The sequence below is a fragment of the Halorhabdus sp. CUG00001 genome, assembly GCF_009797925.1.
Lineage (GTDB): Archaea > Halobacteriota > Halobacteria > Halobacteriales > Haloarculaceae > Halorhabdus.
The window spans coordinates 1,717,506-1,740,618 of sequence record NZ_VOLB01000001.1 but is presented as its reverse complement, the minus strand read 5'-3'; the positions used below and the strand labels follow the sequence as shown (position 1 = coordinate 1,740,618).

Here is a 23,113-nt window from a genome sequence, read left to right as displayed (position 1 = left end):
TATGGTCATTGCATACATTATGGTCAAAGCACACACTGGCGAGGCGGATCGACTGCAAAACGCAATCGCGGCCATCGACGGTGTGGTGAGTACCCACGTCGTTGCCGGTGACGTCGATTTCATCGCGAAGGTAGACGTTGGATCACCGGCCGCCGTCAAGCAGATTGCCGCATCCCAGATCCAGGAGATCGAGGGCGTCGAAGACACCCAGACCTACATCGCTATGGACTGAGGGCGCTTTCGGGTACCGAACCCGTCTTGGTCGAGTTACAGCGGTGTGCCCCCACGTCTTCCGCCCGAGTCATCGCTCTCAGCCTCGGGCTCGCTCCCGGTGGTCGTCGCTCGCTGTAGGAGGTCTGCCACCGGCGATCCGTACTCGTAGCCAGGCACGACGCCTTCGACGTAGGTCCCTTCGACGTACTCGACGATCGTCTTTGCGATTTCGACGCCACGCGCCGCGTCGCCGAAGGTGAACCTAAACGTCGCGATCGCCTCCCGTCCCTGTTCGCGGAGGTCGTAGCTGTCCAACTCGACCTGTGCCCGTGTCGCCTTCGGCGCGTCTTCGAGCCGGCGTTCGTAGGTGTCGAACCATCCTTCCTCGACGGCCGGCCCGACCACCTCGTCTTCGATGGCCGCGCCGAGCATCGGTGCCCGGACCGTCACCGTGAACTCGTAACCGACGCCGTCCGTCTCGGTCGCCGTCACCGTCCCGTCGAAGGCGGTTGTCGTCACACGATACCTATCGTTGCCCGCTTCGAAGGCGTCGTGGGCCGCCATCGCGTCGGCGACCGCAGTCGGCAAGTCCGCTGTCATTGCGCCCAGTTCGGACGGCCCAGCAAAAAGCGCGTCGCGGTACTCGTTGCCATTCTGTTTCCCGATCGGTCTCCTGCCCCGGTGTTCGAAATTCGACCACAAAATAAATGGCAATATACTGTATGATCTTATCGCATGCAACGCCGCTCAGCCCTCCTCGCCGTGCTTGTCCTCCTGTTGATCGGCCTTTCGGGGTGTTCGGCCGAGGGGTCACTCTCTATGGATCCGGCACCCAACGCAACGGCGATCGCCAACCACGCCTCGATCGACCTCGCCGACCTCGACACTGAGCCTTCGCGTCTCGTCCGCGGGGCCGTCGCGGACTCTGGCCCCACCGCGGAGGGTGATCATCCGCCGTTCAGGCCCGACCGACCGGTCGCAGTCGACGGACGGTACTACACCGTCACCTGGTCGGCTATCGATTCCAAGCAAGTGCCCGAGTTCGCACTCACACTCGAGAAGAGCCCGACGAACACAACCGGTGGGTCCATCGCGTATGAGGAGCTACCGGCCGTCGATCGGCGTGCGCTCCCTGCCCCCGATTCGGGGTTGATCGCAGACGACGAGGACATCGCGACGCTGGCCGTCTACAACGAGAGCGAGCAGGAACTGTCCGTGCTGGTTTCCGAACCTCGCTACGAACTCGTCGAGTTCGGGGCTCGGACGGTCCGTCTCACGGTCGATGGCCCGTCGCCGAAGACGATCTCCACCTATCGATACGACGCGTCGCCGGTGGCCAATAGCAGCGAGGCACTTGCCGGGCGACTCGAAGCGGCCTCTCTGTTTACACTCTCGAATCTCTCCTCCGGAGAGCGCTCGATCGTGACCAAGGCGATCGGTGACTCCCATTATGTCGACAGCGAGTCGGACGCCTGGACGCGCTTGGTCGAGCGATTCGCCGCCGCCGATCCCGTCTACGCGCTCGACACTAACGACCCCGAGTACGTCGACGGCGAGTACCTGGTCCGGTACGACGGGACTGTCTACTGGGTGGATATCTCCGGCTACACAGACTGAAGCTGCCCCGAACGTTAACACGATTCGGTGCGGTGCAATACGCTCGTAAAATCGAGGTCTCACGTTCGTTCGACCTCGCTGCTCGCGATATTCGAGACCTCTTTTCAGTCGGTCTCGCTATGCGAGGGATGGGATTCGAACCCATGGACCCCTTCGGGAGCGGGTCTTAAGCCCGCCGCCTTTGGCCGCTCAGCCACCCTCGCGCATGCACCACTCTGGCCGACAGCGGAAAATCGGTTTCGGTCACGACTCGCCAGTCCGTCGAATTGGTCGGTGAGTTATTGACCCGGGGCGTCGCCGGATTCGCAGTCGTCGATGTACTCCTGGGCGTAGGGGTGATCGGGATAGAGATCGAGGACCGTCTCCATTTTTGTCGTTGCTGTCTCACAGTCTCCACGCCAGTAGGCCAACAGTCCGTCGTCGAAGGCAGTGTCGAGTTCCCCGGACTCGTTTTCGACGCCCAGGCCGGCCAGCATTTCCGTCGCGACCTCGATTGGCAGGCCAAATTTGATCTCTTGAATGTTGGCGTCAGACGGGCCAAACGTCGCGATCCCGACCACTTCGCCGTCGCTGTTGTACATCGGTCCGCCGCTGTTGCCGCTGTTGATCGCGGCGTCGGTCTGGATCGTGTTGATGCCCGAATTGAGGCGGCGACGGGCGCTGACGATGCCGGTCGTCAGCGTCGGCTGGAGTGCCTGTTCCCGATCTTCGAAGAGGTCCTGAATGCCAATGTTCGGATAGCCGATGACGAACAGTTCGTCGCCGGCTTCGACACCTTCGGCGCTGCCCATCGTGACCGACGGCAGGTTCGTCTGGTCGACTTTCAGGACGGCAACGTCCCGGCCCCAGGTCGGCTCGCCGTTGACTTCTTCGACGACGGTTCCCTGGTCTAAGACCTCGGCCGACCAGCTTTCGACCGCGATGTCGTCGTCCGGCGTCGCGCGCCCGTTCAGGGCGTTGAACTCGGTTTCGACCCCGGATAGTTCGCTGTACTCGATGTAGTAGTCCATCAACTTCTCGTAGAGCGTGTTCTCGATCTCTTGTGTCTCGGTGTCCGTCAAATCCGAGTCAGCGAAACTCTCGGCTAGCGATTCGCGGATCGCCCCCGCAGTGATCGAGGCGAGATGTTGATACAGGAGATTTTCCGGGTCGTCGTCCGCCAGCACGACGTGGGCGTTCGTGACGATGTACCCGTCCGGGGAGACGATAAAGCCCGATCCGGTCGCCCCGTTCTGGAGTTGGCCGCTCTCGGTCCCGGCGCTTTCGCGCTCGTCACGGCGGAGTTTGGCATCTTGCACCACTTCGAGTACGTCGAGGTCGGGTGCCGCTGTCCGCTCGTACCGGCCGACGAGCTCGCCGTTGCGGGAGAGTTCGAGGATCGCTGTTTCTCCCTGGTCAGCGCGCTGGTAGTTGTACCCCGCCGTTTCTCCGCCATCGGTTTGGAGAACAACCCGCGGTCCTTGCCTGACGACGTACTCGCCCCCGAAATCCCCGTTTTGCCCGGTGATACTGAACGACCGATCGCGGTTGAACCGGATCTGTTCGTCCCCGTTGTTGAGGTTCCAGGTCCCATAAAGGTCACTCGGGTAGATCGTCGTCATTTCGGGCCACGCAACTGTCCCCGAAACGCGACTGTTGATGTGCGTGATTGCGGCTTTGTCCCGTTGAATGGTCTGTTTCTCGATGTTGGGAAGCTCCGGGGTCGCTGTTTCGGTTACTGTCCCAGTTGGCGTCGCCGTTGCTGTCGGTGTGCTCGTGGAGGTCGGTGTCTCGTCGTCCGACCCAGTACAGCCTGCGATCCCGACGGCGACGGCCGCTGTCGCACTCCGAAGAACCCGACGACGAGACAGCTTCGACCGACCGTGCTCGCTGTTCGATCCCATGCTAGATTGTGATAAACTTACACACATAGTAGTTCGGGACTGGGTGGCTTCCGGTCCGACAGCGTCGGTGACTGGGGTCCAACACGCTTAAGTTAGTGTACGGAGTTGTACACTATAACTCGAATGAGTACATCGATGTCCACAATGCAGGAATACGTCGAGCGGGTCACAGACGGAGAGAATCTGACCGTCGAGCAGGCACGCCAGGCTTCGCGGGCGGTATTTGCCGACGCCACAGCGGCACAGATCGGGGCGTTGCTCGCTGCCTTGCGTGCGAAAGGCGAGACCGAGGCCGAGATCGCGGGCTTTGCCCAGGGGATGCGCGAGGCGGCCCGAACAATCGACCCCGATCGTGACCCGTTGGTCGACATCGTCGGGACCGGCGGTGACGACTACGACACGATCAACGTCTCGACGACGAGTTCGATCGTCGCTGCGGGCGCGGATGTCCCGATCGCCAAGCACGGCAACTACTCGGTGTCGTCGTCCTCCGGTAGCGCTGACGTCTTAGCGGAAGTCGGCGTCACTGTCGACGCCGAACCGCCGGCCGTCGCGGACGCCATCGAACAGACGGGGATCGGATTCATGCTTGCGCCCGTCTTCCATCCGGCGATGGAGGCCGTCATCGGCCCGCGGAAGGAACTCGGCATGCGGACGATCTTCAACATTCTCGGCCCATTGACGAACCCTGCCGGCGCGGACGCACAGGTTCTTGGCGTCTACGATCCCGACCTGGTTCCGATCATTGCTCGTTCGCTCGCGCACATGCCCGTCGAACACGCGCTGGTCGTCCACGGCAGCGGCCTCGACGAGATCGCCGTTCACGACGAGACGGCCGTCGCCGAGGTCGAAGGCGAGACCGTCGAAGAGTACACGCTCTCGCCCGAAGACATGGGCGTGGGCCACTACGATATCACCGACGTCGCCGGCGGGACGCCCGACGAAAACGCAGACGCCCTCCGTGGAATCGTCCGTGGCGAGATCGACGGTGCGAAACGCGACATCATCCTCGCCAACGCCGGCGCGGCGATCTACGTCGCCGGCGAGGCAGCCTCCCTCGAAGATGGCGTCGAGGCTGCACGCCAGGCGATCGATTCGGGGGCGGCCGGCGAGAAACTCCACGAGTTGCGCGGAGTTGGCGCATGACGCGGGTGAAAATCTGTGGCCACACACAGATAGACGACGTGCGTGTGAGTGTGGACGCGGGTGTTGACGCCGTGGGTGTTATCGCCGACGTCCCCGTCGAGACTCCCCGGGATGTCACCCGAGAGACGGCCACGACGCTGTTGGCCGCCGTCCCACCGTTCGTCTCCGGGACGCTCGTGACGATGCCGGAAACGGTCGCTGCGGCCCGCGATCTCGTTGCAGCGACCGAGCCCGATGCGGTGCAAGTCCACGGGACGCTCGACCCCGACGAGGTGGCCGCTTTGGCGGCGTCGATCGCCCAGCCTGTGCTGGTCGCCGTCGACCACGACGCGGATTTCGACGCCTACGCGACGGCCGCAGACGCGCTCGTCGTCGACACGTTCGACGCTGACGGTGGCGGCGGGACCGGCCAGACCCACGACTGGGAACGGACCGCCGCGGCCGTCGAGACACTCGATATCCCTATCGTGCTCGCGGGCGGGCTCACGCCGGAAAACGTCGCCGAAGCCGTCGAGACAGTCGCGCCGTACGGTGTCGATACGGCCAGCGGCGTCGAGCGCGACGGCGGCGACACGGACCACGAGGCCGTCGCGTCGTTCGTCGATCGGGCCACTTGCGGGCAGGTGGGCGTATGACCGGCGAGCCATCGCTGTCCCGGTCGCGGTTTCTGGACCTGGCCGACGCCGACCAACCGGGCGTGATCCACGTCGCGATCGACCTCGATGTCGACGTCGATCCACTCACCGCCTACGCTGCCCTGACTGGTCGCAGTACTGACGCCGAGTCAGCCGACTACGCGTTCCTGCTCGAAAGCGCCGAGAAGGTTGCCTCTAGCGACCCCGACGGCGCGTTCGCGCCGACGACCGACGACCGCCACGCCCGGTACTCGTTCGTCGGCTACGATCCCGTCGCTGTCGCGACCGTCGATCGAGACGAAACTGCGGTCGAGACCATCGACGACCGCTACGCCGAATTGCTCGACACCAACGGCGGCGACGTTCTCGATGCGTTGCGGGCGACACTTCCGGACGTACCGCGGCGCGGCTTCCCCGATCACGACCGCCAGACGCTCTCGGGTGGGCTCGTCGGCTTTCTGGCCTACGAGGCGGTGTACGACCTCTGGCTCGAAGAGGTCGGCATCGAGCGGCCCGACTCCCGGTTCCCGGACGCCCAGTTTGTCCTGAATACCCAGACGCTGGTGTTCGATCACGGCACGGATACGCTCTCGGTGGTGTTTACGCCCGTCGTTCGGCCCGGTGAAGACGCTGGGGAACGATACGACGAATTGCGCTCGGAGGCCGAGCGCGTCGAATCGCTCCTCGTGAGTGCTGTGGGTCCGCAAACGGGCGGGTTCACCCGCACGAACGAGACTGCCGGCCCGAAAGACTCCTACGAGCAAGCGGTCGAACGCGCAAAGGCGGGCGTCCTCGACGGCGAGATCTACCAGGGCGTGATCTCCCGCAAGCGCGAACTGTACGGCGACGTCGATCCGCTCGCGCTGTATGACTCGCTCCGGACGATCAATCCCTCGCCGTACATGTACTTACTCGGGTACGACGATCTGACGATCGTCGGCGCGAGTCCGGAAACCCTGGTCTCGGTCGGGGGCGACGTCGTTACCTCGAATCCGATCGCTGGCACCTGCCCCCGGGGGACCAGTCCCGTCGAGGACCGCCGACTGGCTGGCGAGATGCTCGCCGACGAGAAGGAGCGAGCCGAACACACAATGCTGGTCGATCTGGCCCGCAACGACGTGCGCCGCGTGGCCGAGCCGGGCAGCGTCCGCGTCCAGGAGTTCATGAACGTCCTGAAATACAGCCACGTCCAACACATCGAGTCGACGGTGACGGGCACGCTTGGGGCCGACTCCGACAGCTTCGATGCGACGCGGGCGGCGTTCCCGGCGGGGACCCTTTCCGGTGCGCCGAAGATCCGTGCCATGGAACTCATCGAGGACCTGGAATCCGACCCACGCGGCGTCTACGGCGGGGGCGTGGGGTATTTCTCCTGGAACGGCGACGCCGACTTTGCGATCGTCATTCGGTCGGCGGCAGTCGAACACGGTGTCGATGCCACTGTTGCCAATGGTGGCAACGACCGGATCACCGTCCAGGCCGGTGCCGGGATCGTCGCCGACAGCGATCCGGCAAGCGAGTACGCGGAGACTGAACAGAAGATGGGCGGCGTGATCGACGCCCTCGAACGCATCGAGACCGACGCTGAAGCATCGATCGAGGGGGTGTCCCGATGAGCGACTCCACCACGGCTGAATCGACGGGGGTTGCTACCGACGATCTCGACGTGTTGTTCGTTGACAACTTCGACTCGTTCACGTACAATCTCGTGGAATACGTCTCTCAGCATGCCACGACGACGGTCTTGAAGAACACAGCGTCTCTCGGCGACGTGCGGGCGACCGATCCCGACGCAATCGTCATCTCGCCGGGGCCGGGCCATCCGAAAAACGACCGCGATGTCGGCGTGACGATCGATGTCCTTCGGGAAATCAGCCCGGACGTCCCGACGCTGGGCGTCTGTCTCGGATTGGAAGCCGCCGTTCATGCCTACGGCGGGACCGTCGGGCACGCTCCCGAACCGATTCACGGGAAGGCTGCCTCGATCGAACACGACGGTGAGGGCGTCTTTGCGGGCCTCGATCAGGGATTTCAGGGTGGGCGATACCACTCGCTGGTCGCCAGCGACGTCCCCGATTGTTTCGACGTGACGGCGACGACTGCTGGGGCCGACGGGACGGAACTCGTCATGGGGATTCGTCACCGGGAGCATCCGATCGAAGCCGTCCAGTTTCACCCCGAATCCGTGCTGACTGCGGTGGGTCACGACGTGATCCGGAACTTCCTCGCTGGGGTGTGACCCACCCCTCTCGTTCGACTCCGACCCACCGGACGGGACCGCTACTTCCTTGCACTCGATCACTTTCACTCCGGTCTGGGAAGTCTTATGTGCACCCATACCCTTCCATTTCAGCGTGCGCGAGTACCCCGCGAGCCGGGGCTTTCGCGGTCACGTCTCTCTACCGTGACACCGACTGGAAACGCACCCGATCAAACAAACCAAGGGGTTATCCCGTAGCCGAGCCAATCGAACTTCGACACAAATGACACGAACGCAGCGACGATCGACGGGACGGATCGACGGTCAGTCGCCCGCCAGTACCGGGGGGGCCGAGCAGTGAGCGACGCCGAACTCAGCGTCGACGAAGTGACGCTGCCGATCAAGCGCACCGACGGTGAGACGCTCGCCGACCGACTGACTGACAACGCATATCACAACATCTTGCCGGCGCGGTATCTCCGGAAGGACGCCGACGGCGATCTCGTCGAAGATCAGGAGGATCTCTTCGAACGAGTCGCCAAGAACATCGCCCTGGCCGAGGCGGTCTACGAGGCCCAAAACGAAGACGTCGATATCATGGTCACGCCAGACCAGCTCAAACCAGACCACCCGCGGCGGGACGAACTCGCCGCGGAGGTTTTCGGGAAAGGCACCACGGCGACTGACGACGCCGAGACGACACTTTCTGTCTACAACGTCAACAAGTTCGCCTACGAGACGGTCGTCCCCGAACTGCCGGCTGCTGTCCGCGAGCACGTCGAAGACACCGCCGCGGAGTTCCAGCGACTGATGGCGGACCTTTCGTTCATGCCGAACTCGCCGACGCTGATGAACGCCGGCGACGAACTCCAGCAGCTGTCTGCCTGTTTCGTCGACAGCCCCGCCGACGATATCGACGACATCCACCAGACGGCAAAGGAGGCCGCCCAGGTGTTCCAGTGTCTGACCGAAGACACGACCGTTACCGTCGAAGGAAAGGGCGTCGTCTCCATCGCGGATGTCGAGCCCGGTGATCGGATCGTCCAGCGGGACGGCGACGATCATCGCGTCCAGAATGTCGACGAAACACACGCATACGACGATTCACCGGTCGAGCGCGTCGAGACGAAGGCCGGTGTGGGACTGACAGGAACGCCGAACCACGAACTGCTCGTCGAGGGGGACTGGACGCGAATCGACGAGATCGAACCCGGCGATACGCTGTCACTCCGGCTCGGTTGGGTCGACGGCGCGAACGAAGCTCCCGAACTCACGACCGTCGCCGGCGGTGCACAGTGGGCGGAAAGCCGCACCGTTTCGAACGACGACATCCTCGAACTGTACGCCGATGGGCTCAGCGATTACGAGATCGCCGACCGACTCGACAGTTCGGCCTCGACGATCCAGCGCCGCCGATCGCTCGAACTCGGGCTGGACCCGAACGGTAGCGGCGGCCGCTCCGGTGGAAACGTGAGCTTCGACGAGAGCGAGTTCGAGTCGCTCCACGACGGCGGCCATTCCGACGGCGAGATCGCCCGGAAGCTCGGCGTCTCGACCCGGAGCGTCGCCCGATACCGCCAGAACAACGCGCTCGACGCCAACGGCGAGGCCGTCAAGGTTGTCGAACAGCCGACCGAACTGACGCCGGATCTGGCCGAGATGGTTGGCATGTGGGTCGGCGACGGGTCGAAACACGAAGACGGGATCCGATTCCATCTCAACCGCGAGGAGACGCTCGAACGCGCCGATCGACTTGCCCGTGACCTCTTCGACGTCGGTCTCGACTGGCGCTGGGACGAGGGCTGTTACGAGGCCGTCGTCCACAGCCACGAGGTCAAGCGCTGGTGGCTCGCAAACTTCGGGGATGCAAAGCCCGACGCGACGTCGGCGTCCGTTCCCGAGTCCGTCTGGCAAGCCGATCGCGAGACGATCGGCGCGTTCCTCCGGGGACTGTACTCGACCGACGGGAGTCTCCAGAAGGACGTCTATCCGCGACTGTGGAGCTCCTCGGAGGATCTGATCGAGGGTGTCCAGCAGTTGCTTCTCGGTCTCGGCGTCCCTGCAATCAAGTGGGACTACGACACCGAGGACCGTGATTACTTCAACGTCGGGCCGACCGGCGAGCACGGACTCGAGCAGTTCCAGGATCTGATCGGTTTCGTCGACTCCCGCTCGGAGACGATGGCCGAGACGCTCACGTCCATCGACTCGGACGGGCCGAGCGTCGGAACGCGCGACGGTTCGACGTGGCACGTCCCCGTCGAGGCCGTCGAGGACGCAGGAACGGCCACCGTCTACGACGTGACCGTCGCTGATAATCACGAGTACGTGGCAAGTTCAGTTGTCTCACACAACAGCGGCGGCGGCATGGGCTATGCCTTCTGGAAACTCCGCCCGTACGGTGATGCTGTCGGATCGACCGGCGGCATCGCATCGGGGCCGATTACGTTCATGCGCACCTTCGACCAGATGTGTGAGACGATCGCCCAGGGCGGCGCCCGGCGGGGCGCCCAGATGGGCGTCATGCGGGTCTCCCATCCGGACGTCATCCAGTTCATCCACGCCAAGAACAAGGACGTCTCCCTGGCCAACACCCTCCGGCTGAACGACCCCGACGACTTCACGCATACCTCCTTCGCCGACGCCTTAGAGGAGGCCCGCGAGTTGATCGACGACGAGGGCCGGGTGCCAGAACACCTCCGCAACGCCGTCGAGGGCCATCTCTCGAATTTCAACATCTCGGTCGGTATCACCGACGACTTCATGGATGCTCTGGAAGCCGGCGAGGAGTTCACCTTCACCAACCCCCGGACGGGCGAGGCCCACATCGTCACCGAGGAAACCAAAGAACTGTACGACATGTTCGGCCTCGGCGAATACGTCACGGTCGGCGAGGAGCTGTCCGTGCCCGCCGAAGAACTGTGGGACGATATCGTCGAAGGGGCCCACGAGAACGGCGAACCTGGCGTGATCTACTTAGAGCGTGTCAACAAGGAACACTCATTCGACGTCGAGGCGAATCCGGACCACCAGATCCTCGCGACCAATCCGTGTGTTACCGGAGAAACGCTCATCAGTACCGAAAACGGGCTCGTCCCGGCCGAAGAACTGTACGAACAGGGCGTCGCACAGGATGTCGTCGTCGACGGCCGTCTGAGCGAGGACCGCGTCAAGGAGGCCAGTAGCGTCTTCAAGACCGGCGAGAAGGACGTCTACGAGTTGACGACCGAGGAGGGCTACGAACTCCGCCTGACAGCTGACCATCGCGTGATGGCCGACGATGGCTGGATCGAAGCGGGGAACCTCGAACCTGGAGATACTGTTCACGTCCAAAACCAGAAGGGCGAATTCGGTCAACACGGGTCGGCCGAAGAGGGCCGCGTCCTCGGCTGGCTCGTCGGCGACGGCCATCTCAAGAATGGGGAAGAGCGAGCAGTCCTCAACTTCTATGACGAGGACGCAGAGATCTCCGAACAGTTCTCGGAGGATGTTAACGAGGTAGTTCGAGAGCCGACCGGGAATGCAGATTACGAGATCGGTGTCAACGATGTTTCCCGGAACGACGACTACCGAGGCGCGCAAGCTATCGAACAACGCATTCGATCGACGCGGCTCTACGAATACGCTCAAGAGGCTGGTTTAGTCGAAGACAAACTGCAGGTTCCCGACGCCGTCATGCGCGGTAGCGAGGAGATGGCTCGCGGATTCTTGCAGGCATTGTTCAGTGCCGACGGGAGCGTACAGGGCAACGTCGAGAAGGGCGTCTCGGTTCGACTGACGAGCACTGACGTCGCTATGCTCAAAGACGTCCAGCGGCTGTTGCTCAACTTCGGGATCTTCAGCAAGATCTACGAAGAACGTCACGAGCCAGGCCTGCAGGAAATGCCTGACGGAAATGGCGGTACTGCCGAGTACGAGCGGCAGGCCGATCACGACCTCCTGATCTCGAAGGACGATCTCCTCCGATTCCGTAACGAGATCGGCTTCCTGCTCGATTCCAAGAACGAGACGCTCGATGACCGTCTCGATGCGTACGATCGCGGTCCCTACAGTGAATCGTTCGACGCGACAGTCGAATCCGTCGTGCATGACGGACACGAAGCCGTCTACGATCTGACGGAACCGGAGACGCATTCGTTCGTCGCGAACGGTCTCGTGACCCACAACTGCGGTGAGCAACCGTTGGAGGAGTACGAGGCCTGCAACCTCGGGCACATCAACCTCTCGACGGTCGCCGACACCGACGCGCCAGACTGGCGGGTCTGGGCCGACCGTCACGCCGAGGAGTACGATGACTTCGATGATGCGGTCGAGGCCTATCTCGACGAGGCCATCGACTTCGCGGAACTCGATCACCGTATCGCGATGGGGACGCGGTTCCTCGAAAACGTCGTTACCATGTCGGACTTCCCGGTCACAGAGATCGAGGAGAAGGTCCGGAACATGCGTAAGATCGGCCTGGGCATCATGGGCCTGGCCCAGCTGTACATCCAACTCGGCGTCAAGTACGGCAGCGACGAAGCCGACGAGATCGCTCGTCAGGTCATGCAACACATCAACTACGAGTCCAAGTGGGCGAGTCACGAACTCGCCGAGGAACGGGGCTCCTTTGCGGAGTGGGACGATTCGAAGTACGCCGATCCCACCGAGTACGACGAGTGGTTCGAACACTACGTCGGTGAAGACGCCGAGGACTGGACAGAGGGGTTCGCGATCCGCAATCACAACACGACGACGATCGCCCCGACCGGGACGACCTCGATGGTCGGCAACACGACCGGCGGGTGTGAACCCGTCTACAACGTCGCCTACTACAAGAACGTCTCCGATGACGTCCAGGGCGAGGAGATGCTCGTCGAGTTCGACGACTACTTCCTGCGGGTCTTAGAGGAGAACGACATCGACGTCGAGGCCGTCAAGCGCGAGGCCCAAGAGCAGATGGCCACAAACGAGTTCGACGGCGTCGAAGGGCTGTCGACGGTACCCGACGCCATCGGCGAACTGTTCGTCACGACGGGCGACCTCTCGCCCAAGCAACACGCTTCGATCCAGTGTGCCTTGCAGGATGGTGTCGACTCGGCCATCTCCAAGACGGTCAACGCGCCCAACGACTCGAACGTCGAGGATGCCAAGGACGTCTTCGAGTACATCTACGAACACGGTGGCAAGGGCGTCACCTACTACCGTGACGGCACCCGGAGCAAGCAGGTGTTGACGACGCGAGCCGAAAACACCGACTTCGCGGACATGGACGAAGACGAGGCAGCCGAGACGATCGTTACACGCATCGACGAGGTCTTTGGCGGGCTGGAGGCGTTCCTCGAGAACGACGACGTGCGTGCCCAACTCACCGCGGACATCGAGGACCTCCTCAACGGCGATACCGCGCGCAAGTACGCCGAAAAGAAGCCCCGGCCCGATCAGCTCCACGGCGTCACCCAGCGCATCGAGACGGGCTACGGCAAACTCTACGTGACGATCAACGAGGACCCCCAGACCGGCGAACCGTTCGAGTTGTTCGCTAACACGGGCCACTCCGGTGGGTTCACCAACTCCTTTACCGACGCGCTGGCGAAGACGATCTCCGTCGCCCTCCGGTCGGGTGTCGATCCCGACGAGATCGTCGACAAGCTCCAGGGCATCCGGTCACCGAAGGTCGCCTGGGACAAAGGCGAGCAGATCAACTCCATCCCAGATGCCTTCGGGACGGCACTGCGGCGGTATCTCGACGACGAGATCGACCGCACGTACCCACAACAGCGCACCTTAGAGGAGACGGCCGACGAGGACGTCTCCGCCGAGGAAGCGGTCGCGATGTCCAGTCCGGACGACCGCTCGACCGACGGCGGGGCAACAGCTACCGACTCGCCTTCGCTTGCCGATCAGCAAGACATCATTGCCAACGGCGAGAGTCCCGAGTGTCCCGAGTGTGGCTCGATGTCGCTGTACTACTCTGAGGGTTGCAAGACCTGCGAGTCCTGTGGCTGGTCTGAGTGCTGAGTAGCGACCGTAGACGGTAGCGGTCCCGGCCGCCCGGTTTTTCCGCTTTCCGAACTGTCAAGCGCCCCGGCTGTCGACATCACCGTATGAGCGAGACCGGTGGCCGTCCCTGTCCCCGCTGTGGTCGCCCCCTCTTTTCGCGCCACTGCAAGTACGTCTGCCCGGCCCACGGCGTCGTCTACGACTGTGCGGACACGTTCTATTGACTCCGTTCGGCTGCTGGCTCAGGAACTCAGCGAGTCCAGCGTCGGGAGTCGATCCCGGCGCTGGAGATGGCGGATCGTCGGGCCAGCCAGGACGAGGATCCCCAGTCCACCTGCACCGAGCAGTAGCGGCAAGCTCTCGCTGGCTCCCGCAAGCGTGAGCGTCCGCATCGACGAGCCAGTCAGGACGCCCGCGGCGACCCACGGAATCTCGCCGAGGAAGGTGCCGGTGACGAACGCGCGGGTCGATACCGTCGAGAGTCCGGCACCGTACGAGATCACATCGGCGGGCACGGGTAACAGGCGGGCGGCGACGACTCCACGGCGCTCACCCACCGCTGTGACGGCCTCGCGGCTTCGCCGGTGGAGGCGACCGAACAGGCCTGTCTCTCGGGGAGCACGCCTGGCCAGGACGTAGGGTGGCAGACAGGTGAGTACCGCCCCAACCAGTGCGACGGGGACACCGATGGCCGCGCCCAGTCCGTAGCCGGCGAGAATCGAGAGAAGCGAGATCGGCCAGAGAACCAGCGGCCGGACGGCATAGCAGACAGTGAGGACGCCGATGAACGCGAGTGGCGAGTCCGTGACAGCTTCGACGGCGGCGAGTACGTCTGTGGGCGAACTCGTCACGGTCGCGAGCGCAGCGACCACGAGGACCACCCCGATTGCCACCGCCTGTCGTCGGACCGCCGGGTGCATCACTGGGTAGTGGGGGTGAGCCTGGCAAACCTCTTGTGGTCGCTGCCCGATGATTCTTTGCGCTCGCGCCCGAATCGTCGACCGTGACCGACAAGCGTGAAGCCGACCCGGACGAACCAGTCGATCGCCGTACCGCTGGCCCCGCTAACCCGGGGATGCCGGCCGAGTCTGGCGGGCCAGACCCCGGGGACCCAGATCCGGTCGAACTCGGGGTGGCGTTGCTGGCCCATTGTGAGGATCCGGCGTTGTCGGTCGCCGAGGCGGTCGATCGCCTAGAGACGATCACGACCGATCCCCGCGTCACTCGCGAAATCTTAGAGACGGCCGAGGCAGACGGGATCATCGAACGCGAGGAGACGACGATCGAACCTGTCGGTGGCAACTACGTCAACTTCGACCGCCAGATAATCGTCCGAGACGGGGAGTTTACCTGCCAACGATGCGGAGCCGAGATCTCGACGGGTCACTTTGTCAACTTCGATGCAGGCGAACTCGGTCCCTTTGGCTCGTCGTGCATCCGGAAGGTGACTGGTCGGGAGTGATGGCCCTTCGACGAGCGATCACTGGTTGCGCAACTGCTCGACCAGTTCCTTGATGGCGTTGTGCTGTTTTTTCAGCAGCTGGTTCTGTCGGTCGACCGCCGTCGAGAGTTCGTCCATCTGTTCTCGGAGCTCTTCGACTTCTTTGGCGGTCGCAACCGCGGGATCTGGCTCGGCAGATACCTCAAGCGACTCGTCGTTGCGGTCCGGGCTGCCACGCTCGCCGTCGCCGATATCGGTGTCGATGGGGCTGTCGTCGGCCACGCTTTGGCTCGTCTCGGCCGCCGATTGCTCCGTCTGCTGTGGTTCTGTCTGGTCGGGGTTGCTTGTGGGGGGTGTCGCTTCGACGTCTGTCCCGGCGTCCGTATCGGTCGCTGGCTCTGCCGGGGACTCCGTGGCGTCGCCCTCGGCGACGAGGGGATCGATGTCCGAGCCGAGTCCGAGGTCGTTCCCGTCTGGAGTGGTTTCGGGATCGTCGTCGACACCGACGATACGATCGAGTTCGGCAAGCGTCGCCACGTCGTAGTACTCGAAGACGGCCGTCTTGAGTGTCTCCTCGACGAGGCGTGCGTCGTCACGTGGCGTCTTGATGCGTTGGGGCCGGCCGTCGATCCAGACGACGAGCTCGGTGGCGACGCTCCCCTCTTCGAAAGCCAGGCCCGTGAGATCCTCGTAGGCGTAGGTCTGGAAGTCGTCGTCCCAGACAGTCGCGCCGATGTGCCTGATGAGGCGGTCTTCGGCGATTACCAGTGTCAATTCACTAAACCGGAAGGCCCCGACGACCGACTCTCCAGCAGCGATGACGCCGTGTGTCTTGAGGATCCCTTCGAGCAGGAGCGTCAGGACGTCCCGCGTGTGATCGCCGGGCACAGAAAACGAACGCGTCCCGTCGACGTAGGTAAACTCGAACGTCGTCTTGCGCCGTCCCTCGGTGAGTTCGAGGCGGTCGGCGTCGTGGGGGAACGCATCGACGCGTTCGTCGCTCAACAGTCCCTCGGCGTTGTAGACGAGCGTCCGTGAAGGGGTCGCACAGACCACGTCCTCGTCGCCGATCGGCACGCCTGCCCGAAGTTCCTCGTCACCGAGTTCCTCCCGGACGAGGTCTGGAATCTCCATGCTCAAGGTGTGCCAGTCCGGCGGCTTAAATCCGCGGGTAGACGGCGTTGGCCGGCACTTCCAGTCGGGCTGTCGAGGGGCTGGTCCTTGCAGCCACTGGCCGGGTTCCGGTCGGCGCCCCCTCCGGCGACTCGAAGATGAGAAGCTTAAAGACTCCCCTTGCGCAATCCAGAAACGCGCCCGGGTGGCTTAGCTGGACATAGCGCCGCACTCATAGGGTCTTTCCACGTGTGTGCGTCTGCATGCCCTCGAGGGTCGTCCCCTCGGACCTGGGTTATGCGGAGATCGAGGGTTCGGAGCCCTCCCCGGGCATACTTTATCCGTGGCTCGCGTCGGCGAGCCACTGCTCTGAGAATGCGTTGTGGCGGGCGGAGAATCCTCTGAGGGAGAGACATATTCGGGTTCTCGTCGTTCGGTAGCCCTCCCCGGGCACTCTTCTGTAACCTCGTCTATCCACGAAGAAGGGATGGTCAGCGTTTCGGGATTGTTTCCAGACTCACGCCGCTTCGTGGACACCACGCTATCGATAGCCATCGCACAACGAGAGTGAGAACGGCCAGCGAGGGCCACGTACTTCGGCTCCTTGAGAGAATAGAGACCGTTCCAGCGATCACAAGTCCGAACCCGACAACGCCGGTCAGTGACCCGATGTCGGCCGCCCCCCTGTACGCGAACCCATCGATTGCAGCGACGAGAGGCTGAACAGACTCTCTCACGGCGGCGCTAGTGATCCTCCCGGTTGGGCCATCTTATTCAGAACGTGACTGTCTGGTCGGCGTACGTGTGCTAACTTGTCTCGGAAATATTTCGAAACTTTCATGTACTGGGGTAAATAACGATTTCGTGGCCGCGAGCTACAGGTTGTCCACCCATAGTCCACAACAGACACCCTGTGTCTGCGGCCCTTTTGATACCTCACACCCGCTACGGTAGCGTCTCGCGTTCGTGATCGCAGTCGGCAACGTAACAGATACAGCGAACGAAAAGTCCGCCTGAAGTAGCGTGGGTGCCGGCCAGCGACTAAGCGGGCATCGAGGGGCTACGCCAGTCCAGGGTTTCGAGTTGCAATCTGTGATCTACACGAGCCGGTCGTCGTGAGTATCGCCGTTCGACGACCGGTCGGCGAGGGGGAACGCGATCGCAGTTAGAATGTCCCCATGCGTCCGCTTGTCTCTCCGTCGACGAATTTCTCGACGACGAACGGTTCGGATTTTGTCCCGCCCATCCCGGGCGACCCCGGTGGCATCCCTGGGAGTGCGATTCCGTCGATCGCCGGCGACTCTTCGAGAAGCGTCGCGATGGCTGGTACAGGGACGTGTCCCTCCACGGCGTAGTCTCCGAGGAGAGTCGTATGGCAGCTTTCGACCTCCGCGGGTACACCGTGGTCACGCTTGATCGCGGCGATGTCTGCGGGCACCGTATCGGTGACGTCACCGGTGATGTTCTTACGGAGGTACGATGCGTACTGTTCACAGCAGCTACAACCGGGTGAATTGTACTGCTTGACGCCACTCACCGACAGTGGTGTCTCGCTGGCCCGATCGTCGGCTCTCACTGTGTCGTCCCCGCTTGGCGATCCCAGGCACCCGGCAACGCCGAGTGCTACGGCGCTACCACCCGCTGTGAGAAACTGCCGTCGAGTCTGTGTCGGTCTCATCGGTTTCGTGTAGCGGAGATGCAGTCTAATACGCACCGCTTGTCCTCACAATCTGGGAACAAGAATCCAAAGACGGCGTGGGGTTCGAACCTGCTTCTCCAAAGAGTGATCGACATAAACGGGCCGTGAGAGCGCGGTGACTTCGCGACCTCGTGTGGGTCGGTAGCCGGAGTTGTCGGCACGTCTCAGCGTGTAAGTCGCGTGACGGCCGACGGTACGTGCGCCCAAGTCCACCCACCCTGGGATGGTCTTGCCGTTGCCACTCTGAGCACGACGGTAGTAGAAACGGCCCGTTCTGACAGCTATCGCCTGCCCACCCTCAACAATCACGAGCGATACTGGCTACCTTCACAATTGGGATCGATTCCAATTATTTTATACGGGCGTGTGACTAAGCACGAACGGAATGAAGCGACCTGACGGACGGCGACCGGCGACGGTCGGTCGGAGTGACCGTCCGCAGACTGACTCATCCAGTCATGGGGGCAAGCGATGTTCACGGGTATAATCGAAGATGTCGGCACCGTCGAGGCGATCGATCGACGGGCAGAAGCGTTAGTGGTGACGATTCACAGCGAGGAGATCGCACCCGAACTCGGCGACAGCGTGGCCGTTAACGGTCCGTGCCTGACCGTCGTCGAGGTCGACCGGGCGGCCCAGACGTTCACCGTCGAAGTGACACCCGAGACTTACCGGCGGACGACACTGGAGGAACTCGGCCCGGATAGCCCAGTCAATCTCGAATCAGCCTTGGCGCTGTCGGACGAACTTGGCGGCCACCTCGTGACGGGCCACGTCGACGGCACTGGCGTCGTAACGGATCTCCGCCGCGAAGAGAAAGCCCGGATCTATTCGATCCGGCCCCCAGCAGACGTACTGCCGTACCTGGCCCCGAAAGGGTCGGTCGCTATCGACGGCGTCAGTTTGACCGTCGTCGACGTCGATCGAACCTTTCGGGTCTCGATCACGGACTTCACCGAAGAAGAGACGCTCCTCCGGGAGACCAGCGTCGGCGATGCGGTCAACATCGAAGTCGACGTCATCGCCCGGTATCTCGAACGACTGGCCGGCAGCGGCGAGACCGGCTCTGGTGATCTCATGGAGAAATTAGCATCAATGGAGGGCAGACAGTGAGTATCGTCGATTCCGACCGCGATCGATCCCGCTACGACGACATCGATGACGTGATCGCCGCACTCGAAGCCGGCGAGATGGTCTTGATCGTCGACGAGGCGGGCCGGGAAAACGAGGGTGACCTCTATGTCCCGGCCGAGGCGGCCACCGCCGAACAGCTCAACTTCATGCTCACGGACGGGCGCGGGCTGGTCTGTGCGCCGATGGCCCCGGAGCTGACTGCCGACCTCGGGCTCGAACAGATGGTGCCCCGCTCGCAGAACACCGAGGAGATGGGTACCGCCTTCACCGTCTCGGTCGATGCCGGCTCGACGGGCACTGGCATCTCGGCGTACGACCGCGCAGAGACGGTCCAGGCGCTGGCCGATCCCGAGAGCGACCCGTCCGACTTCGAGAAGCCGGGCCACGTGTTCCCCCTGGAAGCCCGAGCCGACGGCGTTCTCGACCGGGCCGGCCACACCGAAGCGGCGGTCGATTTAGCCCGGATCGCCGGCTATCGGCCTGCGGGCGTGATCTGTGAGGTCGTCGACGACGATGGCACGATGGCCCGCGAGGACCGTCTCCTCGCATTCGCCGAGGAACACGATCTGCCGATCGTGACTGTCGCGGACGTCGTCGAGTACCGCTACTTGAACGAGACGTTGGTTTCCCGCGAGGTCGAGACCCGACTCCCCACGGAGTTTGGCGAGTTCGATCTCTACGGCTACGAGTATCGTGGTGAAACCCACGTCGCCTTAGCCAACCTCGCGGATATCGATCCGGCGACTGACCGCCCACTCGTTCGCATCCACTCGAAGTGCCTGACGGGTGATGCGTTGCACTCGCTGAAGTGTGACTGTGGCTTCCAACTCGAGGAGACGATGGCCCGCATCAGCGAGGAGGGTGGCGTCTTGCTGTATCTCGACCAGGAGGGCCGGGGTATCGGCTTGCTGAACAAGCTCAAAGCCTACCAACTCCAGGAAGAGGGCTACGATACTGTCGAGGCCAACCGTGAACTCGGGTTCGAACCCGACGAACGGCGTTTCGATGCCGCTGCTCAGATGCTCCACGATATCGGCCTCGACCGGGTGCGTCTGTTGACGAACAACCCCCGAAAAATCACGGCCTTACAGCGGTTTGGCTTCGACGTCGAGACCGACTCGCTGGAGATCGAGCCCAATCCGGAAAACGAATCGTATCTCGCAACCAAGGCCGAAAAGCTCGGCCATCAACTCGACGTCTTCAACACCGACTAGCCATGACAGACTACGAAGTGACGGAACTGGAAGGCGAACTGGACGCGAGCGGCCGCGAATTCGGTATCGTGGTCAGCCGCTTCAACGACCTCATTACGGGCAAGCTGCTCGATGGCGCCCTGGATACGCTGACGCGTCACGGGGCCGACGAGGACGCCATCGACGTGGCCCGTGTCCCGGGCTCGTGGGAAATCCCGTTGATGGCCAAGCAGATGGCCGAAAGCGGCGAGTACGACGCCGTGATAGCCCTGGGCGCGGTCATCCGCGGGGAGACGCCACACTTCGAATACGTCTCTAACGAAGCTACCAAGGGCGTCGCCAAGGCGACCCTGGACACAGACGTCCCGATCACGTTCGGCGTGCTCACGACGGACACGACCGAGCAGGCGATCGATCGGGCGGGCGTCAAGCAGGGCAACAAGGGCAGCGAGGCCGCCGAGAGTGCCATCGAGATGGCCGACTTGCTCGGCGAGTTCTGAGGCCGCGGGAACTTTGCGCGTGGCCGTCGTCCTCCCCCCATGACAGTCGTTCTCGCCGGCGTCGGGGCCGATCAGTCCAACGTCGGCCGTAATCTCCCGCTGTACGACGACGGCACGTTCGAGTACATTCCCATCCCCGAGAAGACGGACGCGACCGACGAGCGCGACACGGTCGGGGCCTGGGAACTGCGCGAGGGCGGTGTCGCCGCCGATCTCTTTTCGAAGATCAGACCTGCGCCCGGCCGCGACGAGTCCTGGATCACTGACCGCGACCGGATCGCCGACTGGCCGCTCCACCGGGACCCGAACTTCGAGGCGATGACCTACGGCGAGCACCGCGGTAGTGTCGACCGCAGACAGCGCTACGTCCCGCTACTGGAGGCCCTGGATCCGGGCGATATCGTCGGGTTCTACGCCGGGCTGGCACCTGCCGATGGTGGTGATCCACACCGCTACCTGATCGGCTATTTCACCGTCGAGTCGGTCGTCAGTACCGAGGGTCTCGACCGCGACGAACAGCGACGACTGCTCGCCGAACACGCCGAGAACGCTCACGCGAAACGGGCTGTGGACGGCGTTCTCTATCATGACCGACACGGTGCCGAGGGCAAATACGTCGTCATCGTCGCGGGTCGGGAACCCGGCGGACTGTTCGAACGCGATCCCATTCGTCTGAGCGAGAAGTACGTCAAACCGGGCAACGAACGGGCGGGCTACTATCTCATCGATCGGATCGCCGAGGAGTGGAATCTGGTCGATCCCGACGCCGATCCGGTGGCGCTGACACGAAAGCCGGCGTTGCGGTTCGATCTCGACGCCGAGACGTTCCTCGACCGCGCCGGTATTCCCGGCCGGCGCTGAGTTCTTCGGTCTGTAACTCTATCTTTGCATCCGGCAGGCTTAAGAGTTAGACGTATCTAACTTCGGCCAACATGGATACGGCTGTCATGGAAGACTATCTCAAGACGATCTACGAGTGCGAACGCGAGGACGGGCCGCCGGTGGGAACCTCGGCAATCGCGGATGTACTCTCCGTGACGGCGCCGACGGCGACGCGAATGTTGGAGAAATTGGCCGAGGAGGACCTGATCGAGCGGGAGAAATACAGCGGCGTCGAGTTGACTGACCACGGGCGGGCGATCGCCATCGAGACGATCCGCCATCACCGGTTGCTGGAGGCCTATCTCGTCGAGCACCTCGATTACGAGTGGGAGGAAGTCCACGACGAGGCCGAGCGGCTCGAACACCACATCAGCGAGGATTTCGAGGAACGCATCGCCCAGGAACTCGACCACCCGCCGGTCGACCCACACGGCGAGCCGATCCCGAACGCGGATCTGGAGGCACCCGCCGAGACCGATGTCGACCCCCTTTCGGCCTGTCGGGAAGGCGACACTGTCGTCGTCGCGAGTGTCCGGGAACGCGACGCCGAGACTCTTCGCTATCTCGAAGCGGAGGGGATCGTGCCCGGCCGAGAATTGACGATCGCCGATATCACGCCCGTCGGGACCTATATCCTCGAATGTGCGTGTGACAGCCGCCAGCTTCCGGAATCGACGGCCGAGCGGATCTACGTGCGTTCGGCTGGCGCCGGCGAGGACGCTCTCAGCGAGGAGGTGCCGGGGCTGTGAGCGAGTACCTCGAAATTCTCGTCGTCGCCTTTGCCTTCCAGCTGTCGGTGCTGCCCGGCGAGAAGGTACAGCTCATCATCGCCGGATTGTCGACGCGGTATCACCCGCTCGTCGTCGTCTCGGCGGCCGGCAGTGCCTTTGCCGGCTGGACGGCATTAGAGATCCTCTTCGGGAACGCGATCAAGACTGCCCTCCCGGAACTGTACCTCGACGCGTTCACCGTTGGCCTGTTCCTGTTGTTTGCCGTCCTGTTGATCCGCTCGATGCCGGCACCGGACGCCGAGTCAGTCACGACCGATGGCGGGGTCACTGCGATGGGTGATCTCGACGTGTCGATCCTCGGCGTCAGCGTCCCGCCCCTCCTGGGCGGCTGGGTGCCGATCTTCGTCATGATGGCCGCCGGCGAGTTCGGCGATAAGACCCAGCTTATCACGATCGATCTGGCAGCCCAGTACGGTGCGACCTCGGCCATCTGGGTTGGCGAGATGCTGGCGATCATCCCCATCAGCCTGCTCAACGCCTACGTCTTCCATCGCTTTGCCCACTTGGTAAACCTCAGGAAAGCCCACCTCGCCGGCGCAGCGATTTTCGTGTTCTTCGCCGCCGATACCGTTCTCGCCGTCACGGTCGATGTCTCCGTTTGGGAGACGATCGTCGAGGGGGCCTCCAGTCTCGTCCTCGCGCTCGGCTGACTCCCCGAGTGCATTCTACGCGCGTGAGGATCGT

Annotated in this window: 19 protein-coding genes, 2 tRNA genes and 1 pseudogene; 16 read left to right on the top strand and 6 right to left on the bottom strand. The window is 63.1% G+C overall.

Annotation, left to right across the window (positions count from 1 at the left end; translation table 11 throughout):
• The first annotated feature begins 1 nt into the window (after position 1).
• A complete protein-coding gene (locus tag FR699_RS08770; protein ID WP_154553149.1) occupies positions 2-232 on the top strand; it encodes an Lrp/AsnC family transcriptional regulator in 231 nt (76 codons plus the stop codon).
• A gap of 35 nt (positions 233-267) precedes the next feature.
• On the opposite strand, the gene FR699_RS08765 is transcribed toward FR699_RS08770, so the two are convergent.
• Positions 268-813 carry a DUF5813 family protein gene (locus tag FR699_RS08765; RefSeq protein ID WP_154553150.1) on the bottom strand — a complete coding sequence of 182 codons (546 nt, stop codon included), beginning with the start codon at positions 811-813 and terminating at the stop codon, positions 268-270.
• 135 nt (positions 814-948) lie between these two features.
• Between FR699_RS08765 and FR699_RS08760 the strand changes: the two genes are divergently transcribed.
• A complete protein-coding gene (locus tag FR699_RS08760) occupies positions 949-1,830 on the top strand; it encodes a hypothetical protein (protein WP_158855179.1) in 882 nt (293 codons plus the stop codon).
• Between the two features lie 120 nt (positions 1,831-1,950).
• Here FR699_RS08760 and FR699_RS08755 read toward each other — a convergent pair.
• Together FR699_RS08755 and FR699_RS08750 are read right to left on the bottom strand one after the other, a co-directional pair.
• Positions 1,951-2,033, bottom strand: a tRNA-Leu gene (locus FR699_RS08755).
• 75 nt (positions 2,034-2,108) lie between these two features.
• On the bottom strand, positions 2,109-3,713 hold the full coding sequence (locus FR699_RS08750; RefSeq protein ID WP_158855178.1) for a S1C family serine protease: 1,605 nt from the start codon (positions 3,711-3,713) through the stop codon (positions 2,109-2,111).
• A gap of 144 nt (positions 3,714-3,857) precedes the next feature.
• On the opposite strand from FR699_RS08750, the gene trpD reads away from it, so the two are divergent.
• From trpD to FR699_RS13450, 6 genes and pseudogenes are all read left to right on the top strand, one after another.
• Positions 3,858-4,859 (top strand): anthranilate phosphoribosyltransferase, encoded by a 1,002-nt coding sequence (gene trpD, locus FR699_RS08745; RefSeq protein WP_154553258.1) that lies wholly within the window; start codon positions 3,858-3,860, stop codon positions 4,857-4,859.
• Positions 4,856-5,494, top strand: a complete 639-nt coding sequence (locus FR699_RS08740) for a phosphoribosylanthranilate isomerase (protein ID WP_158855177.1) — start codon at positions 4,856-4,858, stop codon at positions 5,492-5,494. Before trpD ends, FR699_RS08740 begins: the two co-directional genes overlap by 4 nt.
• Positions 5,491-7,110, top strand: a complete 1,620-nt coding sequence (gene trpE / locus FR699_RS08735) for an anthranilate synthase component I (protein ID WP_158855176.1) — start codon at positions 5,491-5,493, stop codon at positions 7,108-7,110. Before FR699_RS08740 ends, trpE begins: the two co-directional genes overlap by 4 nt.
• Positions 7,107-7,733: an anthranilate synthase component II gene (trpG, locus tag FR699_RS08730; RefSeq protein ID WP_154553155.1), complete on the top strand. Its 627-nt coding sequence runs from the start codon at positions 7,107-7,109 to the stop codon at positions 7,731-7,733. The genes trpE and trpG overlap by 4 nt, the downstream gene beginning before the upstream one ends.
• Before the next feature lie 318 nt (positions 7,734-8,051).
• Positions 8,052-13,065 (top strand): annotated as a pseudogene (locus FR699_RS08725) (LAGLIDADG family homing endonuclease); the annotation flags it as partial.
• 715 nt (positions 13,066-13,780) lie between these two features.
• Positions 13,781-13,900 (top strand): HVO_2523 family zinc finger protein, encoded by a 120-nt coding sequence (locus FR699_RS13450; protein ID WP_305037643.1) that lies wholly within the window; start codon positions 13,781-13,783, stop codon positions 13,898-13,900.
• 18 nt (positions 13,901-13,918) lie between these two features.
• Here FR699_RS13450 and FR699_RS08720 read toward each other — a convergent pair whose 3' ends face one another.
• A complete protein-coding gene (locus FR699_RS08720; RefSeq protein ID WP_154550818.1) occupies positions 13,919-14,596 on the bottom strand; it encodes a TVP38/TMEM64 family protein in 678 nt (225 codons plus the stop codon).
• 155 nt (positions 14,597-14,751) lie between these two features.
• Here FR699_RS08720 and FR699_RS08715 point away from each other — a divergent pair, with 155 nt between their 5' ends.
• A complete protein-coding gene (locus FR699_RS08715; protein WP_158855726.1) occupies positions 14,752-15,138 on the top strand; it encodes a DUF5830 family protein in 387 nt (128 codons plus the stop codon).
• 18 nt (positions 15,139-15,156) lie between these two features.
• Here FR699_RS08715 and FR699_RS08710 read toward each other — a convergent pair whose 3' ends face one another.
• Complete coding sequence (locus FR699_RS08710; protein ID WP_158855174.1) at positions 15,157-16,251, bottom strand: hypothetical protein; 1,095 nt, start codon at positions 16,249-16,251, stop codon at positions 15,157-15,159.
• Between the two features lie 178 nt (positions 16,252-16,429).
• Between FR699_RS08710 and FR699_RS08705 the strand changes: the two genes are divergently transcribed.
• A tRNA-Met gene (locus tag FR699_RS08705) sits at positions 16,430-16,563 on the top strand.
• 832 nt (positions 16,564-17,395) lie between these two features.
• Here the strand turns inward: FR699_RS08705 and FR699_RS08700 are convergent.
• Positions 17,396-17,908, bottom strand: a complete 513-nt coding sequence (locus FR699_RS08700) for a DUF411 domain-containing protein (RefSeq protein WP_154550859.1) — start codon at positions 17,906-17,908, stop codon at positions 17,396-17,398.
• A gap of 492 nt (positions 17,909-18,400) precedes the next feature.
• Between FR699_RS08700 and FR699_RS08695 the strand changes: the two genes are divergently transcribed.
• From FR699_RS08695 to FR699_RS08670, 6 genes are all read left to right on the top strand, one after another.
• Entirely contained in the window at positions 18,401-19,042 is a 642-nt protein-coding gene (locus FR699_RS08695) for a riboflavin synthase (protein WP_158855173.1), read from the top strand.
• Entirely contained in the window at positions 19,039-20,277 is a 1,239-nt protein-coding gene (gene ribB / locus FR699_RS08690; RefSeq protein WP_154550861.1) for a 3,4-dihydroxy-2-butanone-4-phosphate synthase, read from the top strand. The genes FR699_RS08695 and ribB overlap by 4 nt, the downstream gene beginning before the upstream one ends.
• A 2-nt stretch (positions 20,278-20,279) precedes the next feature.
• Positions 20,280-20,756 carry a 6,7-dimethyl-8-ribityllumazine synthase gene (gene ribE, locus FR699_RS08685; RefSeq protein ID WP_199268307.1) on the top strand — a complete coding sequence of 159 codons (477 nt, stop codon included), beginning with the start codon at positions 20,280-20,282 and terminating at the stop codon, positions 20,754-20,756.
• 39 nt (positions 20,757-20,795) lie between these two features.
• Complete coding sequence (locus FR699_RS08680; RefSeq protein ID WP_158855172.1) at positions 20,796-21,617, top strand: hypothetical protein; 822 nt, start codon at positions 20,796-20,798, stop codon at positions 21,615-21,617.
• Positions 21,618-21,688: 71 nt separating this feature from the next.
• Positions 21,689-22,387, top strand: a complete 699-nt coding sequence (locus FR699_RS08675) for a metal-dependent transcriptional regulator (protein ID WP_158855171.1) — start codon at positions 21,689-21,691, stop codon at positions 22,385-22,387.
• The gene (locus tag FR699_RS08670) at positions 22,384-23,079 is read left to right on the top strand and encodes a TMEM165/GDT1 family protein (RefSeq protein WP_154550864.1); all 696 of its coding nucleotides are present in this window, start codon (positions 22,384-22,386) and stop codon (positions 23,077-23,079) included. Before FR699_RS08675 ends, FR699_RS08670 begins: the two co-directional genes overlap by 4 nt.
• The last annotated feature ends 34 nt before the right edge of the window (positions 23,080-23,113 follow it).

Bases quoted from the DNA above. Each gene is read 5' to 3' on its own strand.
- trpE (WP_158855176.1), top strand. From the start codon at position 5,491: ATGACCGGCGAGCCATCGCTGTCCCGGTCGCGGTTTCTGGACCTGGCC.
- FR699_RS08750 (WP_158855178.1), bottom strand. From the start codon at position 3,713: ATGGGATCGAACAGCGAGCACGGTCGGTCGAAGCTGTCTCGTCGTCGG.
- FR699_RS08700 (WP_154550859.1), bottom strand. From the start codon at position 17,908: ATGAGACCGACACAGACTCGACGGCAGTTTCTCACAGCGGGTGGTAGC.
- FR699_RS08715 (WP_158855726.1), top strand. From the start codon at position 14,752: ATGCCGGCCGAGTCTGGCGGGCCAGACCCCGGGGACCCAGATCCGGTC.
- ribE (WP_199268307.1), top strand. From the start codon at position 20,280: ATGACAGACTACGAAGTGACGGAACTGGAAGGCGAACTGGACGCGAGC.
- FR699_RS13450 (WP_305037643.1), top strand. From the start codon at position 13,781: ATGAGCGAGACCGGTGGCCGTCCCTGTCCCCGCTGTGGTCGCCCCCTC.
- trpG (WP_154553155.1), top strand. From the start codon at position 7,107: ATGAGCGACTCCACCACGGCTGAATCGACGGGGGTTGCTACCGACGAT.
- trpD (WP_154553258.1), top strand. From the start codon at position 3,858: ATGCAGGAATACGTCGAGCGGGTCACAGACGGAGAGAATCTGACCGTC.
- FR699_RS08695 (WP_158855173.1), top strand. From the start codon at position 18,401: ATGTTCACGGGTATAATCGAAGATGTCGGCACCGTCGAGGCGATCGAT.
- FR699_RS08680 (WP_158855172.1), top strand. From the start codon at position 20,796: ATGACAGTCGTTCTCGCCGGCGTCGGGGCCGATCAGTCCAACGTCGGC.
- FR699_RS08760 (WP_158855179.1), top strand. From the start codon at position 949: ATGCAACGCCGCTCAGCCCTCCTCGCCGTGCTTGTCCTCCTGTTGATC.
- FR699_RS08675 (WP_158855171.1), top strand. From the start codon at position 21,689: ATGGATACGGCTGTCATGGAAGACTATCTCAAGACGATCTACGAGTGC.
- FR699_RS08765 (WP_154553150.1), bottom strand. From the start codon at position 813: ATGACAGCGGACTTGCCGACTGCGGTCGCCGACGCGATGGCGGCCCAC.
- FR699_RS08720 (WP_154550818.1), bottom strand. From the start codon at position 14,596: ATGCACCCGGCGGTCCGACGACAGGCGGTGGCAATCGGGGTGGTCCTC.
- FR699_RS08740 (WP_158855177.1), top strand. From the start codon at position 4,856: ATGACGCGGGTGAAAATCTGTGGCCACACACAGATAGACGACGTGCGT.
- FR699_RS08710 (WP_158855174.1), bottom strand. From the start codon at position 16,251: ATGGAGATTCCAGACCTCGTCCGGGAGGAACTCGGTGACGAGGAACTT.
- FR699_RS08770 (WP_154553149.1), top strand. From the start codon at position 2: ATGGTCATTGCATACATTATGGTCAAAGCACACACTGGCGAGGCGGAT.